Annotated in this window: 18 protein-coding genes; 9 read left to right on the top strand and 9 right to left on the bottom strand. The window is 44.9% G+C overall.

The features are described from left to right. Nucleotides 1-345 precede the first annotated feature (345 nt). Nucleotides 346-897 (top strand): gamma carbonic anhydrase family protein, encoded by a 552-nt coding sequence (locus MHN79_RS17660; protein ID WP_239173939.1) that lies wholly within the window; start codon nucleotides 346-348, stop codon nucleotides 895-897. Here MHN79_RS17660 and MHN79_RS17655 read toward each other — a convergent pair. The 4 genes from MHN79_RS17655 to MHN79_RS17640 form a co-directional block, all read right to left on the bottom strand. Further along, nucleotides 887-1,153 carry a DUF1488 domain-containing protein gene (locus MHN79_RS17655; RefSeq protein ID WP_239173938.1) on the bottom strand — a complete coding sequence of 89 codons (267 nt, stop codon included), beginning with the start codon at nucleotides 1,151-1,153 and terminating at the stop codon, nucleotides 887-889. The two genes, MHN79_RS17660 and MHN79_RS17655, sit on opposite strands and share 11 nt — an antisense overlap. A 2-nt stretch (nucleotides 1,154-1,155) precedes the next feature. Beyond that, entirely contained in the window at nucleotides 1,156-1,986 is an 831-nt protein-coding gene (gene aroE / locus MHN79_RS17650; RefSeq protein WP_239173937.1) for a shikimate dehydrogenase, read from the bottom strand. 70 nt (nucleotides 1,987-2,056) lie between these two features. Continuing rightward, a complete protein-coding gene (gene hemF, locus MHN79_RS17645; protein ID WP_239173936.1) occupies nucleotides 2,057-2,974 on the bottom strand; it encodes an oxygen-dependent coproporphyrinogen oxidase in 918 nt (305 codons plus the stop codon). A 22-nt stretch (nucleotides 2,975-2,996) separates the two neighbouring features. Then, on the bottom strand, nucleotides 2,997-3,554 hold the full coding sequence (locus MHN79_RS17640) for an L-threonylcarbamoyladenylate synthase (RefSeq protein WP_160932697.1): 558 nt from the start codon (nucleotides 3,552-3,554) through the stop codon (nucleotides 2,997-2,999). A 195-nt stretch (nucleotides 3,555-3,749) separates the two neighbouring features. Here MHN79_RS17640 and purE point away from each other — a divergent pair, with 195 nt between their 5' ends. After that, nucleotides 3,750-4,235, top strand: a complete 486-nt coding sequence (purE, locus tag MHN79_RS17635) for a 5-(carboxyamino)imidazole ribonucleotide mutase (protein WP_239173935.1) — start codon at nucleotides 3,750-3,752, stop codon at nucleotides 4,233-4,235. A gap of 3 nt (nucleotides 4,236-4,238) precedes the next feature. Further along, nucleotides 4,239-5,372 (top strand): 5-(carboxyamino)imidazole ribonucleotide synthase, encoded by a 1,134-nt coding sequence (locus tag MHN79_RS17630; RefSeq protein WP_239173934.1) that lies wholly within the window; start codon nucleotides 4,239-4,241, stop codon nucleotides 5,370-5,372. A 23-nt stretch (nucleotides 5,373-5,395) separates the two neighbouring features. Here MHN79_RS17630 and MHN79_RS17625 read toward each other — a convergent pair whose 3' ends face one another. The 3 genes from MHN79_RS17625 to dprA are packed head-to-tail and all read right to left on the bottom strand — an operon-like array spanning nucleotide 5,396 to nucleotide 7,571. Continuing rightward, the gene (locus MHN79_RS17625) at nucleotides 5,396-6,001 is read right to left on the bottom strand and encodes a type I DNA topoisomerase (RefSeq protein WP_239173933.1); all 606 of its coding nucleotides are present in this window, start codon (nucleotides 5,999-6,001) and stop codon (nucleotides 5,396-5,398) included. A gap of 5 nt (nucleotides 6,002-6,006) precedes the next feature. Next, nucleotides 6,007-6,486, bottom strand: coding sequence for a DUF494 family protein (locus MHN79_RS17620; RefSeq protein ID WP_275436577.1), 480 nt, complete (start codon nucleotides 6,484-6,486; stop codon nucleotides 6,007-6,009). Further along, nucleotides 6,483-7,571 (bottom strand): DNA-processing protein DprA, encoded by a 1,089-nt coding sequence (gene dprA, locus MHN79_RS17615; RefSeq protein ID WP_343283935.1) that lies wholly within the window; start codon nucleotides 7,569-7,571, stop codon nucleotides 6,483-6,485. Before dprA ends, MHN79_RS17620 begins: the two co-directional genes overlap by 4 nt. A gap of 252 nt (nucleotides 7,572-7,823) precedes the next feature. Between dprA and def the strand changes: the two genes are divergently transcribed. Genes def through MHN79_RS17585 form a run of 6 tightly spaced genes read left to right on the top strand, consistent with a single transcriptional unit; the run spans nucleotide 7,824 to nucleotide 14,103 of the window. Then, nucleotides 7,824-8,345: a peptide deformylase gene (gene def / locus MHN79_RS17610; RefSeq protein ID WP_239173942.1), complete on the top strand. Its 522-nt coding sequence runs from the start codon at nucleotides 7,824-7,826 to the stop codon at nucleotides 8,343-8,345. 22 nt (nucleotides 8,346-8,367) lie between these two features. Then, complete coding sequence (gene fmt, locus MHN79_RS17605; protein WP_239173931.1) at nucleotides 8,368-9,315, top strand: methionyl-tRNA formyltransferase; 948 nt, start codon at nucleotides 8,368-8,370, stop codon at nucleotides 9,313-9,315. Between the two features lie 57 nt (nucleotides 9,316-9,372). Beyond that, nucleotides 9,373-10,659, top strand: coding sequence for a 16S rRNA (cytosine(967)-C(5))-methyltransferase RsmB (rsmB, locus tag MHN79_RS17600; protein ID WP_239173930.1), 1,287 nt, complete (start codon nucleotides 9,373-9,375; stop codon nucleotides 10,657-10,659). A gap of 41 nt (nucleotides 10,660-10,700) precedes the next feature. Next, nucleotides 10,701-12,077: a Trk system potassium transporter TrkA gene (gene trkA, locus MHN79_RS17595; RefSeq protein ID WP_239173929.1), complete on the top strand. Its 1,377-nt coding sequence runs from the start codon at nucleotides 10,701-10,703 to the stop codon at nucleotides 12,075-12,077. Nucleotides 12,078-12,087: 10 nt separating this feature from the next. Beyond that, the gene (locus MHN79_RS17590; RefSeq protein WP_239173928.1) at nucleotides 12,088-13,533 is read left to right on the top strand and encodes a TrkH family potassium uptake protein; all 1,446 of its coding nucleotides are present in this window, start codon (nucleotides 12,088-12,090) and stop codon (nucleotides 13,531-13,533) included. A gap of 9 nt (nucleotides 13,534-13,542) precedes the next feature. Next, on the top strand, nucleotides 13,543-14,103 hold the full coding sequence (locus MHN79_RS17585) for a DUF3157 family protein (protein WP_239173927.1): 561 nt from the start codon (nucleotides 13,543-13,545) through the stop codon (nucleotides 14,101-14,103). On the opposite strand, the gene MHN79_RS17580 is transcribed toward MHN79_RS17585, so the two are convergent. Next, nucleotides 14,100-14,753 (bottom strand): hemolysin III family protein, encoded by a 654-nt coding sequence (locus tag MHN79_RS17580; protein WP_239173941.1) that lies wholly within the window; start codon nucleotides 14,751-14,753, stop codon nucleotides 14,100-14,102. The two genes, MHN79_RS17585 and MHN79_RS17580, sit on opposite strands and share 4 nt — an antisense overlap. Before the next feature lie 81 nt (nucleotides 14,754-14,834). After that, entirely contained in the window at nucleotides 14,835-15,632 is a 798-nt protein-coding gene (locus MHN79_RS17575; RefSeq protein WP_239173926.1) for a sporulation protein, read from the bottom strand. Nucleotides 15,633-15,701: the final 69 nt, after the last annotated feature.

The following is a 15,701-nucleotide window of genomic DNA, read 5'->3' as shown; positions in this document are numbered from 1 at the left end:
AGATTGATAGGTTTAGTTTGTTAAAGAGCAGCGTTGTGAGTAAAACTCAAAACGGACGGCTATTCTAGCGAGATAAAGTTGAGTGTCAACCACTTTTTTAACTTGATTTTAAGCACTTTGCTTAACGCTTTTTTGCCTTCTGAATCGAAACGCTTAATCAAGTAAAACTTGACTGCGTTCCCGTGTCAGCGAGGGGGCATTATAGAGATCAGCTTCACATTGGCAAGCTCTTTTTTTAGTTTTTTTGATTTTTTTTATCGTTTGAAGATTTTCTATTCAGTAATCTTCGTTTTTGCTACTTTGGGCCATAGAAAAGCTTAAATTTTCTAGATAAAAGGATAAAGAATGAACTCTCTCCGTAGCTATAAAAACATTCAACCCAAACTAGGCCAAAGAGTATATATAGATAGCAGCTCTGTTATTGTTGGCGATATTCGCATTGGTCAAGACTCGAGCATCTGGCCACTTGTTGCTGCTAGAGGAGATGTTAACCATATCCACATAGGAGAACGAACCAACATACAAGATGGCAGTGTCCTCCACGTCACACATAAAAACGAAAAAAATCCAGAGGGCTTCCCACTTATAATAGGTAATGACGTTACCATTGGGCATAAGGTTATGCTTCACGGCTGCACAATCAGGGACCGAGTGCTAGTTGGCATGGGCGCTATCGTTCTTGACGGTGCAGTAATAGAAGCTGATGTAATGATAGGAGCAGGAAGCTTAGTTCCACCAGGTAAAAAGCTTGAAAGTGGATTTTTATATGTGGGAAGTCCAGTTAAGCAGGCTCGTCCTTTAACAGAGGAAGAACGAGCCTTCCTGCTTAAATCGGCAAGTAACTATGTACAAAATAAAGAAGACTATCTCCACAAGGTAAAAGATATCAATTACTAATCTCAATCATACCTGTTTGATCAAAGGCTTCATCTTCAATTAAGGCTTCGGCAAGCTCTTCAATCTCAAATCGGAACTGAGAAAAAACCGTCAATATATGCTGCTCATCATTTAAAAGGCACCCAGACATCTTCTCTAGTGCCTTTTTACTGATCTGACACTGTATGAGAGCCCCGCAGCACTGTGCTGGAAATAACACCACTTGTTTAGCTTCATTCCATGTCTGCATATCAGAAAACAAGATGGACTGATTCATAACTAGCCCTCAAGATGGTGTCTAAGCTCATCAAGTACTGGCTCTATCTCGGGCCTGACACCTCGCCAGAGAAAGAAGCTTTCCGCAGCTTGGCCGACAAGCATGCCCAAACCATCGTAAACGGAGACGGCTCCACTATCTATTGCCCACTGACAAAAGGAAGTATTACCTTTTCCATACATCATATCGTAAGCAATGCTGGATGATGAAAAGATCGCACTAGAGATATCAGGCACCTCACCGGTTAAACTGGCAGATGTTGAGTTAATGATCACATCAAAAGTTTCCAGCACAGCATCCATTGATTGGGCAACAACCTCACCATAAGGCTGGAAAACTTCTGCTAACTCCTTGGCCTTACTGTGTGTACGATTGGCAATAACTATCTTAGCTGGCCCCTGCTCAAGTAGCGGCTTTATAACCCCGCGAGCAGCCCCACCAGCACCAATAAGCAGAATACGAGTACCTTCAAGCTTTACCCCATGTCGAAGTAAGTCTTGAACAAGGCCTTCTCCATCAGTGTTATCACCTAATATTTGCCCATCGGAAAATTTTTTCAGTGTATTGACCGCACCAGCAAGTTGAGCACGTTCAGTAAGCTTGGTCGCCATTCCAAAAGCCTGCTCTTTAAATGGTACTGTGACGTTACACCCTTGACCACCTTGGCCAAAGAAAGCCTGAATAGTTTCTTCAAACCTGTCGATAGGCGCTTGCTCTGCGGTATAAGCGATAGGCTGGTCGGTTTGCTGTGCAAATAGCGTATGAATATATGGCGATTTACTCTGACTAATCGGATTACCAAAAACCGCATAACGCTCTTTCTGTTCTGTCATGTCCTTAACCTAATAAAAAAGGTTTACTCAATATCAATGACACTATCATCAACTCTCTCGAGAGCAAAGCCTACCAATCTCTCGGTTTTAGGAAATGCTTATAAAGCTTCGCTTCATGGCTATCCTCTTCAACCTGATAGCCGTATTCCCAGCGAGCCAATGGCGGCATAGACATTAAAATTGACTCAGTTCGGCCGCCACTTTGCAATCCAAACAAAGTGCCGCGGTCAAAAACTAAATTAAACTCAACGTATCGACCGCGACGATATAACTGGAACTGGCGCTCTCTATCACCAAAATCAGTGTCTTTACGTCGCTCAACTATGGGTAAATAGGCCTGAGTATACCCTTCACCAACTGCTTTTATATATGACAAGCATTTATCAAATTCCCAATGATTAAGATCATCGAAAAACAAGCCACCCACTCCACGCGTTTCGTCACGATGAGGCAGATAGAAGTATTTGTCACACCAAGCCTTATGCTCGCGATAGACGTGCTCGCCAAACGGAGCACACACTTTCTTGGCGGTCTCGTGCCAATGGCGAGCATCTTCTTCGAATGGATAAAAAGGTGTTAAGTCAAAGCCACCGCCAAACCACCAGATAGGCTCTTCACCGTCTTTTTCAGCAATGAAAAAGCGCACATTAGCATGGGAGGTGGGGACATAGGGATTATTAGGGTGCATCACTAACGATACCCCCATAGCTTCAAAACGTCGACCCGCTAATTCAGGACGATGAGCCGTTGCTGAAGCAGGCATTTCTTGGCCTTCTACATGTGAAAAATTCACTCCACCTTGCTCAAAAACCAACCCATTAGTCATAACGCGGGTGCGCCCTCCGCCACCTAGCTTCTCTCCAGGTTCTCGACTCCACGCATCTTCTTTAAACTTGGCGGCTCCATCTACCTGTTCCAACTGCTGACAGATTGAATCTTGTAGTTCAATTAAAAATTGTTTTACTGCTTGTTTGTTGATGGCTGACATTTGTCTTACTTCCCTAACAGAATTAACCTTGTCTCAAAACCTTAGATGTTTTAGCGTCACGAATCTCACTCGGCTTATCTCTTCCACCAGTTTCACCAACCAAAATTGCCGACAATCGGTTTCCTAACTGCTGCTCCACTTCTTGTGTTGTCATACAAGGAGGCTGACCACTCAAGTTAGCACTGGTCGAAGTTAACGGTTTTCCAAAAGCGTTACACATCTTTTGGACTAAGGGGTGATCGGTAACACGTACTGCTATCGAATCGAATTGACCACTCACCAAGTTTGAAACTTTATCACTGCACGGCATAATCCAAGTGACCGGGCCAGGCCAGGTGCTATGAACTTGATTCAGCTGCTGCTCGGAAAGCTGAGACTCATCTATATATGGCAATAACTGCTCATAGCTAGCAGCAATTAAAATCAAGCCTTTCTCAACAGGTCTTTGTTTTAACTCCAGCAGTTTTATAATGGCTTCCTGGCTATCGGGATCGCAACCAACACCAAACACTCCTTCGGTTGGGTAAGCGATGACCTCACCATTGTTAAGAGCCGATAACACTTGCTCAAAATTATCCACGGATTTTTCCTGTATGATTGCACTTGAAGAACCAAAGTTTACAAATATTCTTCTCTAATGCCTAAAGCTATTTGATGACAAATCACACTCATCATTATCAAAAGCGAGCGCAAACGTTTGCTTGAGGTGAAAATCCTCGTATAATACTGGCAAATTTATCTGCTCATCTAAAAGAGTTGAATTAAGGAGTTGAAGATGAAAGTCGGTATCATCATGGGTTCGAAGTCTGATTGGCCAACCATGAAGCTGGCAGCAGAAATGCTGGATCAGTTTGGAGTAGAGTACGAAACAAAAGTAGTCTCAGCTCATCGCACCCCACAACTTCTTGCCGATTACGCCAACAGCGCTAAGCAGCGCGGATTAAAAGTGATTATTGCCGGCGCAGGTGGCGCTGCCCATTTACCAGGTATGGCCGCAGCTTTCACTAGTCTTCCTGTATTGGGTGTGCCAGTTCAGTCGCGGGCTTTAAAAGGCATGGACTCCTTACTTTCCATCGTACAAATGCCAAAAGGCATCGCAGTTGGAACTCTCGCTATTGGCGAAGCAGGTGCAGCCAATGCAGGCATCCTAGCCGCGCAAATCATAGGTACTCATGATGAAGCTGTGATGGCAAAAGTTGAGGCTTTTAGAGATCAACAAACCGAAACCGTTCTCGCTAACCCTAATCCAGCTGAGGAGTAACCCATGCAAGTGTTAGTGCTTGGCGCAGGTCAATTGGCACGTATGATGTCTTTAGCTGGCGCCCCTCTGGGCATCAAGGTCATAGCCTATGACGTCGGTAGTGAAGAAATTGTTCACCCTCTGACACAGGAAAAAATAGGTAAAGGACTGGCTAATGCCATTGAGAAGGCCGATGTCATTAGCGCGGAATTTGAGCATATACCGCATCCAATCTTAGATGAGTGCCAAGGAAGTGGGAAACTTCTTCCCTCATCTGAGGCCATAAAGTGTGGCGGTGACCGACGCATGGAAAAAGCGCTACTGGATAAAGCCAAAGTTCGCAGCGCCAAGTATCATGTTATTCAAACCAAAGAGGACTTCACTCAAGCAATCGAGCAGATCGGTATCCCTATGGTGCTAAAAAGCGCCCTTGGTGGATATGACGGCAAGGGTCAATGGCGCCTAAAAAACCATGAGCAGATAGAGTCGATTTGGCAAGAGATGAAAATCTGTATTGAATCAACAAATGATCAAGCCATTGTTGCTGAAGAATTCGTGCCATTTAACAGGGAAGTATCCTTAGTTGGCGCTCGCGCAAAAGATGGGACAGTCAAGGTTTATCCGTTGGCAGAAAATATCCACACTGAGGGTGTATTGAGCATATCAACCGCTATTGCTAATAATGAACTGCAGCAACAAGCGGAAACTATGTTCACTGCTGTTGCTAAACAACTTGACTACATCGGGGTGCTGGCGCTTGAGTTCTTTGATCTCGATGGCACCTTGCTTGTCAACGAAATCGCGCCTCGCGTTCATAATTCCGGCCATTGGACACAACAAGGGGCTGAAACCTGTCAATTTGAGAATCACCTCAGAGCAGTATGTGGAATGCCTCTTGGCAGTACCAAGCTTGTCCGTGAAACTTCTATGATCAATATCCTCGGAGAAGATAGCTTACCATCTGAGGTTTTTGAGTTATCGGGATGTCATGTGCACTGGTATGGTAAAGAGAAGCGAGCTGGGCGAAAAATGGGCCATATTAATGTCTGCGGTGATTACACAGGTGAGCTACAACGAAAGCTTGCTACTCTGTCTAACCTATTGGACTCCTCCGCCTTTCCTGCAGTTCAGCAATGGCGCGATAAAGCGAGCAATTAATCAACCAGGTCAGACGGCGCTATTCATAGCGCCGTTTTTTCTCCAATTAAAGCCTGTGTGTAACCACATTTTCGGTCAGCACATTGAAGCTTATTGCCATTGGCAAGCGTCTTCTCGACCAGTAAAGGAAAACCACATTGCTCACAGCAACCTTTCACGGGTGGCTGATTAAGCGCAAAACGGCATTTAGGGAAATTATCACAAGCATAGAAGGCTTTACCAAAGCGGTTTTTTCTCTCAACCAATTGGCCTTTGTGACATTCGGGACAGTCTATGTCAGCACAACATGGGGCTGACTTGGCTTCTTGGTCTAACGATTCTAAATGGGAGCAATTTGGATAATCACTGCAACCGATAAACATGCCATAACGACCATGACGTAGCACTAACTCTTGGCCACACTCAGGGCAAGGTACCCCTAACTCTTTAACAACATGACCATCATTTTGATGCAGTGGCTGAACATAGTCGCAACTAGGGTACAAGCTGCAGCCAAGAAAAACGCCATGTTTACCATGACGAAGTTGAAGCTGCCCATTGCCTTGCTGAGAGCGACATTTAGGGCATGCTTTTTGTTCTAAAGCGTGCTCATGAGCAGAGAACAGCTGATTATCAATTTTACCACTCATACGCTCTAATGAAGAATACCCTGCTCTTTAGTGTATAGAAGCTCTTCCATTAAGGTATAGGCATTTTCATTACCCGGCACATTAAACAGCACCATCAGCACGATCCACTTTAAATCATCCAACTCAAACTCATCTGTCTCTAACCCCATAATACGGTCGATGACCATTTCACGAGTTTCAGTGGACAGAACGTTAACTTGCTCAAGGAATGTTAAAAAGCCACGAGATTCGAGGTTCAATCTCAAACACTCTTTTTCGGTATAAATACGTGTCGATGTTGACGTGCTACAAATTGAAATCGCCGCATGCGTTTCGCTCTGTTGTAATGCTGCTAACTCTTCGAGCCAAACAAGGGCTTTATATATGTCTTTTTGATGAAAACCGGCACGAATTAATTCTTCTTCCAGCTCATCTTGATTGACCTGTAACTCTGCATCGCTATGGATGTAAGTCTCAAACAGATACATAAGGATATCCATCATCATAGCTCGCCCCTCCCCTTTCGAATATAGCCACCAGAAACTGCAACAACGTGCCCTAAGAGCTCAAGCTCTAAAAGCTGCATCATGACATCTTGAACAGGTATATTGGTCCTGCTTGCAAGAATATCAACAGGTATAGCCTTACTACCTACGTTAGCTAACAGGTGAGGAAATGGCAATTCTTCTTTGCAATCAATTTGTTCAAATGCTTCCGTCGTCTCTTTCGAGGGGTGAAAATTAGACCAACGTATCAAACAATCTATTTCATCAATAATGTCTGATACCTGTTGAACCAAACACGCTCCCTGCTTTATCAACCAATTACAGCCACGGGCTTGGCTGTGATGGATAGAGCCTGGGATAGCGAAGACTTCTCGGCCTTGTTCGCTTGCGTATCGAGCGGTGATAAGCGATCCACTTTTTTCCGCAGCTTCAACAACTAATACACCTAAAGACAAGCCGCTAATAATACGATTACGCCGAGGGAAATTCTCTGCTTTTGGCTTTGCATTGGGGTGAAATTCAGACACCAAAGCTCCCTGAGATACAATTTTTTGCGCAAGCTTTTGATGACGAGCGGGATAAATATTATTTAAGCCACAACCTAAAACCGCCACTGTGTCTCCCCCTACTTGCATAGCGCCATCATGAGCGTAACCATCTACTCCTAATGCCATACCACTGGTGATAACCAAGTCTTGCCTAGCCAACTGCATAGCAAAATCTCTTGCAAGATTAAGACCGTCAATGCTGGCGTTGCGGCTGCCAACTATGGCAATTTGTGGCTCTTGTAAGCTACTGAGGTCACCTTCAATAAAAAGCACTGGAGGCGCGGAGTCTATTTGTTTTAGTTGCTCAGGATAACCAAGATCATCAAGGGTTAGAATATGCCGGCTTATACCATTGGATTGCCATTCAATACACTCATCGACGTCTTTGAGCGCTTGATACTTGAGATATTGAATTTGCCGAGAGTTAAACCCCAGCAAGCTTAGCGCTTGAGAAGACGACTGAACTATATTGGAGGGTGATTCAATAGCAACCATTTTCTGAAAAGTCTTAGGGCCAACTCTTGGGGTAAAGTACAAACTTAACCAAGCTCTTAGCTCATCACTTTTATTAGGGGAGTCACTCAGATGTCACCTCTATGATTTCTAGCGTGTTACTCAGTATATAAATCAAACAGGAACATCCAAGTAACCTGATTAGTACTCAACTGGCTTTAATTCAGGAAAAACAGTCAAAAGCAATAACCATGCTGTCATTTAGGTGGTAAAATGTCTAGAATTGACCCTGTAAACTTTATCCTGATTCAGCTCAGTTCAAAATTTCGAGTGTATATGTCTGTATTACAAGTATTAACATTTCCAGATGATCGCCTACGCACGGTAGCAAAACCCGTGGAACAGGTGACACCTGAGATTCAAAAGCTCGTCGACGACATGATTGAAACCATGTACGACGAAGAAGGAATTGGCCTTGCTGCCACTCAAGTTGATGTTCACAAACGCGTCGTCGTGATTGATATATCAGAAACACGCGATCAGCCTATGGTTCTTATCAACCCTGAAATCACTGAAAAACGTGGTGAAGATGGCATCGAAGAGGGCTGTTTGTCTGTTCCTGGCGCGAGAGCCTTGGTGCCAAGAGCTGCGGAAGTGACAGTAAAAGCGCTTGACCGAGATGGCAAAGAATTCACATTTGAAGCAGACGACCTGCTCGCAATCTGCGTTCAACATGAACTTGACCACTTACAAGGTAAGCTGTTTGTCGACTACTTGTCGCCTTTGAAACGTAAGCGCATCCAAGAAAAACTGGCAAAAATAAAACGTTTTAACGAAAAAAACGCCAGTAAAGCCTAACAAATAAGCAAAGGAACTTACTTTGAGCAAACCTTTAAAGATTGTTTTTGCTGGCACTCCTGACTTCGCCGCCCGTCATTTGGCGGCGTTGTTGTCTTCTGAGCATGAGGTTATCGCAGTATACACTCAACCTGATCGACCGGCGGGGCGCGGGAAGAAAATCACCGCTAGCCCAGTAAAAAGCTTGGCGATTGAGCATAATATCCCTGTCTACCAGCCAGAAAACTTCAAGTCCGACCAAGACAAGCAAGATTTAGCCAGTCTAAAAGCAGACCTTATGGTCGTTGTGGCTTATGGCCTGCTACTTCCTCAAGCTGTTCTCGACACGCCAAAGCTTGGTTGTATCAATGTCCATGGTTCCATTTTGCCAAGGTGGCGCGGTGCCGCACCGATTCAGCGCTCAATTTGGGCGGGCGATGAGCAAACGGGCGTGACCATTATGCAAATGGATATTGGCTTGGACACAGGAGATATGCTGAAAATTGCTACTCTGCCTATCGAACCACAAGATACCAGTGCATCTATGTACGACAAACTCGCTGAACTTGGCCCCAAAGCTTTGATCGACTGTCTTGGCGAAATAGCCAATGAATCAGCAAGCGCAGAAAAGCAAGATGACGACCAAGCCAATTACGCCGAAAAGCTTAGCAAAGAAGAAGCTCGCATTGATTGGAGTGACGACGCTAAGCACATTGAACGCTGCGTAAGGGCTTTCAACCCTTGGCCAATCAGTCACTTTGTTGCTGGCGATAAAAGCATTAAAGTCTGGCAGAGCAAAGTGGTGCAGCAAGACACTAACCAGGCCCCGGGGACTATAATCCAAGCAGATAAAACTGGCATCTATGTTGCTACTGGTAAAGATATTCTGGTTTTGGAGCAGATCCAAGTCCCTGGCAAAAAGGCTATGTCAATTCAAGATATTCTGAATTCACGAGCCAATTGGTTTGAAGTCGGTACACAACTGACTTAATTTATACGTACTTTTTGAGGGTGGAGACACCCTCTGCTTACTATCAAGGTATTTTACATGAATGTTCGCGCAGCTGCGGCTACTGTCCTTTTCCAAGTCGTCGACAAGGGCCAGTCTCTTTCCACTGCACTTCCACTGGCTCAACAGCAAGTTAAACCTCGTGACCAAGCTCTGCTTCAAGAGATATGTTATGGATCCCTGCGCTATCTTCCTCGCCTTGAATCCATAGCTAATGAGCTCATGGATAAACCTCTCAAAGGTAAACAACGTGTTTTTCATCACCTGATCTTAGTCGGTATCTATCAGTTGAGCTTTATGCGTATTCCAGCTCATGCGGCAGTGGGTGAAACGGTTGAAGGCACCAAGACACTCAAAGGCCCTCGCCTGAGCGGCTTAATCAATGCCGTACTGCGTAACTATCAGCGTCAGCAGGAAGAGCTTGATGCCCACTCAGTCAGTCACAACGCTGGTAAATATGGCCACCCGAGCTGGCTGCTAACCCTACTTCAAAACGCATACCCTGATGATTGGCAAGACATAGTTGAAGCTAATAATAGCAAGGCACCCATGTGGCTAAGGGTTAATCACAAGCACCAAAACCGTGAAGATTACCAACAGCTTCTTAAAGACAGTGGCATCAATAGCGTCGCCCACAGTGAAGCGCGGGATGCTCTCAGATTAGAAACGCCTTGTGATGTTTCTCAGCTACCTGGTTTTGACCAAGGCTGGGTATCGGTACAAGACGCCGCAGCGCAACTTTCTCTCAACTATCTTACTCCTAAAGATGGCGACCTGATCCTTGATTGCTGCGCAGCGCCGGGAGGCAAAACAGCGCATATCCTGGAAAGAACTGAAGGGGCTCAAGTCGTTGCTATTGATTGTGATGAAAGCCGGCTTAAGCGTGTCCATGACAACCTAAGTCGCCTAAAACTCAACGCTCAGGTTATTTGCGGTGACGCACGCCATCCACAGAATTGGTGGCAAGGAGAAAAATTCGATCGAATCTTACTTGACGCTCCGTGCTCTGCCACTGGTGTCATTCGTCGTCATCCAGATATAAAATGGCTAAGACGCCAAGAAGATATAACTGCACTCACTGAGTTACAAAGCGAAATCCTTGATGCTATGTGGCAAGAGTTAAAGCCAGGCGGTACGCTAGTGTACGCGACGTGCTCTATCACTCCCCAAGAAAATAGCGAACAAATAAAAGCCTTCCTATCGCGCACCCAAGATGCACAATTAGAAGGCTCTACAACAGAAAAGCCTGGGCGACAAATACTTCCTGGAGAGGAAAGTATGGATGGATTTTACTATGCCATTCTTAAGAAAGTGCATAATGATTAGAGGCTAACAGTCTTTTCAACTTTGGTTAAACAGGAAACACTATGAAAATCATCATTCTTGGTGCAGGGCAAGTCGGCGGGACATTGGCTGAAAATCTGGTGGGCGAAAACAATGATATCACCATAGTTGATAAAGACAGTGACCGACTGCGCGAGCTTCAAGATAAGTATGATTTGCGAGTCGTCAACGGTTATGCAAGTCATCCCGATGTACTGCGCGAAGCTGGCGCTCAAGATGCCGACATGCTGGTTGCTGTGACTAACATGGATGAGACCAATATGGCAGCATGCCAAGTGGCCTTTACTTTGTTTAACACGCCCAACCGCATTGCCCGAATTCGCTCACCCCAATACCTTTATGAAAAAGAGGCACTGTTTCAATCTGGCGCAGTGCCTGTCGATCACTTGATTGCACCAGAAGAATTAGTGACAAGCTATATTGAACGCCTAATTCAATATCCAGGCGCGCTTCAGGTTGTCAGTTTCGCCGACCAAAAAGTAAGTTTAGTCGCGGTAAAGGCTTATTATGGCGGTCCCCTGGTTGGCAACGCTCTCTCGGCTCTTCGAGAGCACATGCCGCATATTGATACCAGAGTTGCAGCCATATTTCGTCAAGGTAGACCTATTCGCCCACAAGGGACAACCATCATTGAAGCAGATGATGAGGTTTTCTTCGTCGCCGCAAGCAATCATATTCGCTCAGTGATGAGCGAGTTACAACGCCTTGAGAAGCCTTATCGACGAATCATGATTGTCGGTGGGGGTAACATTGGTGCGAGTCTGGCTAAGCGTCTTGAGCAATCATACAGTGTCAAACTTATAGAGCGCAGCTATATGAGAGCGGAAAAACTATCTGAAGAGCTTGAGAACACCATAGTTTTCTGCGGCGATGCCGCCGATCAAGAGCTGCTACTCGAAGAAAATATCGATCAGGTTGACGTGTTCATCGCACTAACAAATGAAGATGAAACCAACATAATGTCTGCCATGCTAGCAAAACGAATGGGCGCCAAAAAGGTTATGGTTTTAATCCAGCGCGGAGCCTATGTAGATCTCGTTCAAGGTGGGGTTATCGATGTTGCTATATCCCCCCAGCAAGCGACTATTTCCGCTTTGCTGACTCATGTTCGCCGAGCCGATATTGTTAACGTATCGTCTCTTCGCCGAGGCGCAGCCGAAGCTATCGAAGCCATTGCGCATGGTGATGAAACCACCTCAAAAGTCGTAGGTCGAGCGATAGGTGACATCAAGCTCCCGCCTGCAACCACAATTGGCGCCATTGTACGAGGGGAAGAGGTCTTGATAGCTCACGACCGTACTATCATAGAGCAAGATGACCATGTGGTAATGTTCTTAGTTGATAAGAAATACGTTGCCGACGTAGAAGCCCTGTTCCAGCCGAGTCCATTCTTCCTCTAGGTTTGAACTTATGGTCAACTTTCGCCCTATTCTGTTTGTTATTGGCTTGGTACTCTCAAAGCTTGCCTTGTTTATGTATGTCCCAACGCTGGTGGCTTTTTTCACCGGAACCGCTGGGTTTATCGAGTTTGGCCAAGCCGTTATCATCACTCACATAGCAGCGTTTGCATGTATAACTATTGGGCGAACTAAAAGTTTCAAGCTCAGTGCTCGAGACATGTTTTTGATCACTAGTTTGGTGTGGACAGTAGCCAGCTCATTTGCAGCTCTGCCTTTTGTGTTTATCAATCACATCAGCTTTACCGATGCCTACTTTGAGACTATGTCTGGTATCACGACGACCGGATCAACAGTACTCAGTGGACTCGATAACATGGCGCCGAGCATTTTACTGTGGCGATCTATATTGCAATGGTTGGGTGGTATCGGCTTCATTGTAATGGCGGTTGCGGTGCTGCCAATGCTCAACGTCGGGGGTATGAAGCTCTTTCACACCGAATCATCAGACTGGTCAGATAAAAGCAGTCCCAGAGCCAAAACCGTTGCTAAAAATATTATGCTGGTTTATCTGAGCCTGACAGGTCTGTGTATGATTGGCTACCTTCTTACAGGCATGAGCTTATTTGAAGCTATCAATCACTCATTTACAACCCTTTCTACCGGTGGTTATTCGACTTCTGACGGCTCAATGAACCATTTCTCTCATGGTTCACACTGGGTTGCGACTCTGTTTATGTTTCTTGGCGGCCTACCCTTTTTATTATTTGTGGCCGCACTTAGAAAGCGAACTGTTGCGGAGCTGTTTAGTGATGCCCAAGTAAAAGGCTTCACCTGTTTGTTCCTAAGCTCTAGTCTTATTATTTCCGGCTGGTTAGTAATTAGAGATGGCTACCAGATAATGGATGCTCTAAGAGTCTCTATGTTCAATATTGTGTCTGTATTGACTACCACAGGGTTTGGCTTGGAGGACTTTACCGCTTGGGGAGCTTTGCCTACCACTTTATTTGCCTTCTTGATGATGGCGGGAGCCTGTTCTGGCTCTACCTCTGGGGGCATTAAGATTTTCCGCTTTCAAATTGCAATCACTTTACTCAATAAACAAATGATGAAACTGATCCACCCTTCAGGCGTGTTTGTTCAGCGTTATAATCACAGACCCGTTAACGACGATATTGTTCGCTCAGTCGTCGCATTTGTACTCATGTTTTTCGTCACCATTATTTTTATTGCTGGCTGCCTAAGCGCGCTAGGACTGGATCCTATTACCAGCATCTCTGGTTCCATTACCGCAGTCGCAAACGTAGGACCAGGTATGGGCTCTGTCATTGGTCCAACTGGTAATTTTGCCCCTCTTCCCGATATGGCAAAATGGTTACTCAGCTTTGGCATGCTAATGGGACGACTTGAAATACTCACTATATTGGTATTATTTTTCCCGGCATTTTGGAAGCGCTAAGGACAAAAGATGTATAAAGCTATAAGCTTGCTTACCATGCTCGCTGCCTCGACTGTGATGGCAGATCAAACGGTGACCTTAAATGATGGTCGCCAGGTCATTTTACATGACAACTTTACTTGGCAATATGTAGTCCAGACATCACCTGACAAGGCTGAAAGCCTTACTTCATATAAGCCACAACTTGCAGCCATTCCACTTATCGACAAAAAAGTCGCTAGTATGATTAAACTCGATAGTAATCGCCCAAGCATGCAGCTTTCAGAGTCGGGAGTGGATCTGCTACTCGGAGCACCAAGTTATGTTGATGATAAGCTAGTCATTCCAACCTCTATCACTAATCAAAGTCTCAACTCAGTCATACTCATTGAAATTGAGATTGAAGTATCAGGGATAGACAAAAAAGCCCTAACGAAAAAAAGTGTCACGATATGGCAATCAATCAAACGTATGCCAGAGACTTACCTGCGACCACAGCAAGTGAAGAAAGGCAAGGATATAGAGCTGGATGTGGCTAAACAAGACCAGTATCTAATTAGCGCAAATATCACCAGTCTCATCAATCGCTAAACTGGATCAACATACAAGTAAATGGCGAAAAAATGACAAGCGCAACCTGCCAGAACGAATCCATGCCATATCGCATGATTGAAGGGAATGCGCTTGGCAACATAGAAGATAACACCAAGTGAATATATTATCCCTCCAGCAGCCAAAAGGGTTAACCCACCCACTTCTAGGTTAAGCGCAAGTTGATAAATCACCACCAAAGACAACCAGCCCATCATTAAATAGGTTACAAGTGATAGTTTTTTATAACGATAGACAAATGCCAGCTTCATAATAATACCGATAAGAGCCAACACCCAGATAACTATCATTAAGCCAATCGCAAGAGGGGTTCTTAAACTAACCAAAAGGAACGGCGTATAACTGCCAGCAATAAGCAAATATATGGCACAGTGATCGAACGTTTTAAGCGCCCTTTTGGCTCTTTGATAGGGGATAGCATGGTAAAGCGTCGAAGCAAGAAATAGGACTATCATGCTCGCACCATAAATACTCATACTGGTAATAGTCAGGGTATCTGCATTATGATCAACAGCTTTTATTAAAAGTAAAATTAAGCCGATCACCCCTAACAAGATGCCAGCACCATGGGTTAGGGTGTTTGCCAGCTCTTCTGTTGTGCTGTACGCAGGACTATGCTGAGTCTTCATCATTGACTATATTGTGGAATAATTGCTCTAGATTATGACACAGTCAGCTTACACATGTAAGCTTAAAGTATTAAATTTAGGTTAAGTGTGTTTGTCTAGGAATTCGACAACCTGATGACTAGCCTGCTTAATTGGTGTATCAATAGGGATAGATAACTGGCGTTTCAATTTGCCACTACCAAGTAAACCGGCCAACATTCCCCGAGTGCCTTTACGATGACGATCAATTTCAAACCAGATTTCAAGATGTTGAGCATTTCTATGCGCTACCAGCTCTAATTCTCGCCATCGCCCATGGAACGGTCCCGTGGTCGGTACAAATTCAAACTCTTGTACAAAAGGCAAGTCAAAGCCTTCAACAGCCTCACATTCCACCTGACGAATACGTAGACCACTCTCTTCCAATACAGTGAAGATACCGTCTAGCAAAGGATCTGGGCGTACCGTTAATATATCTTTATCCGTCGGGTCTTTCGCCAAAGCTATATTCAATCCCGTTTCTAGCCATACTTTGGAATCGCCTATTGTCACGGGCGTATTCCAGGGTATGTTAAGCTCAACATCAAAATTGCGCGTTTCACCAGGCTCAAGAGTAAACGCATATGGCAAGCTCCAACAAGCTAAGGCATGGTTGCTGGGTACTCGTCGCATTCGACTATTCGGTCCTTTATCATTACCTTGATTAGCGGGCATCTCCTTGATGTAGCGACAATAGAGTTTTATTTCGATGTTATCTATTTCTTGCGCAGTCGCTCCCCCGTAAACATCAACTCTTATGTTTGCCTTTTCACCAGGGTAAAGCACTTCTTGTTGGAGTACAGAGTCTACTTTCGCGGATCCTATACCAAAGCTTGCAAGGGTTTTCTTAAAAAACGACATTCACTTCTCCTAGGAACAACACAGCTAGATGCAACTTCGTAGACTCATACTAATCTGGACAGGAGCCAG

This window comes from Vibrio sp. Of14-4 (assembly GCF_022347625.1).
GTDB classification, from domain to species: Bacteria; Pseudomonadota; Gammaproteobacteria; order Enterobacterales; family Vibrionaceae; genus Vibrio; species Vibrio pristinus.
The sequence above is the reverse complement of the archived record's forward strand: the minus strand, read 5'-3'. Positions and strand labels throughout refer to the sequence as shown.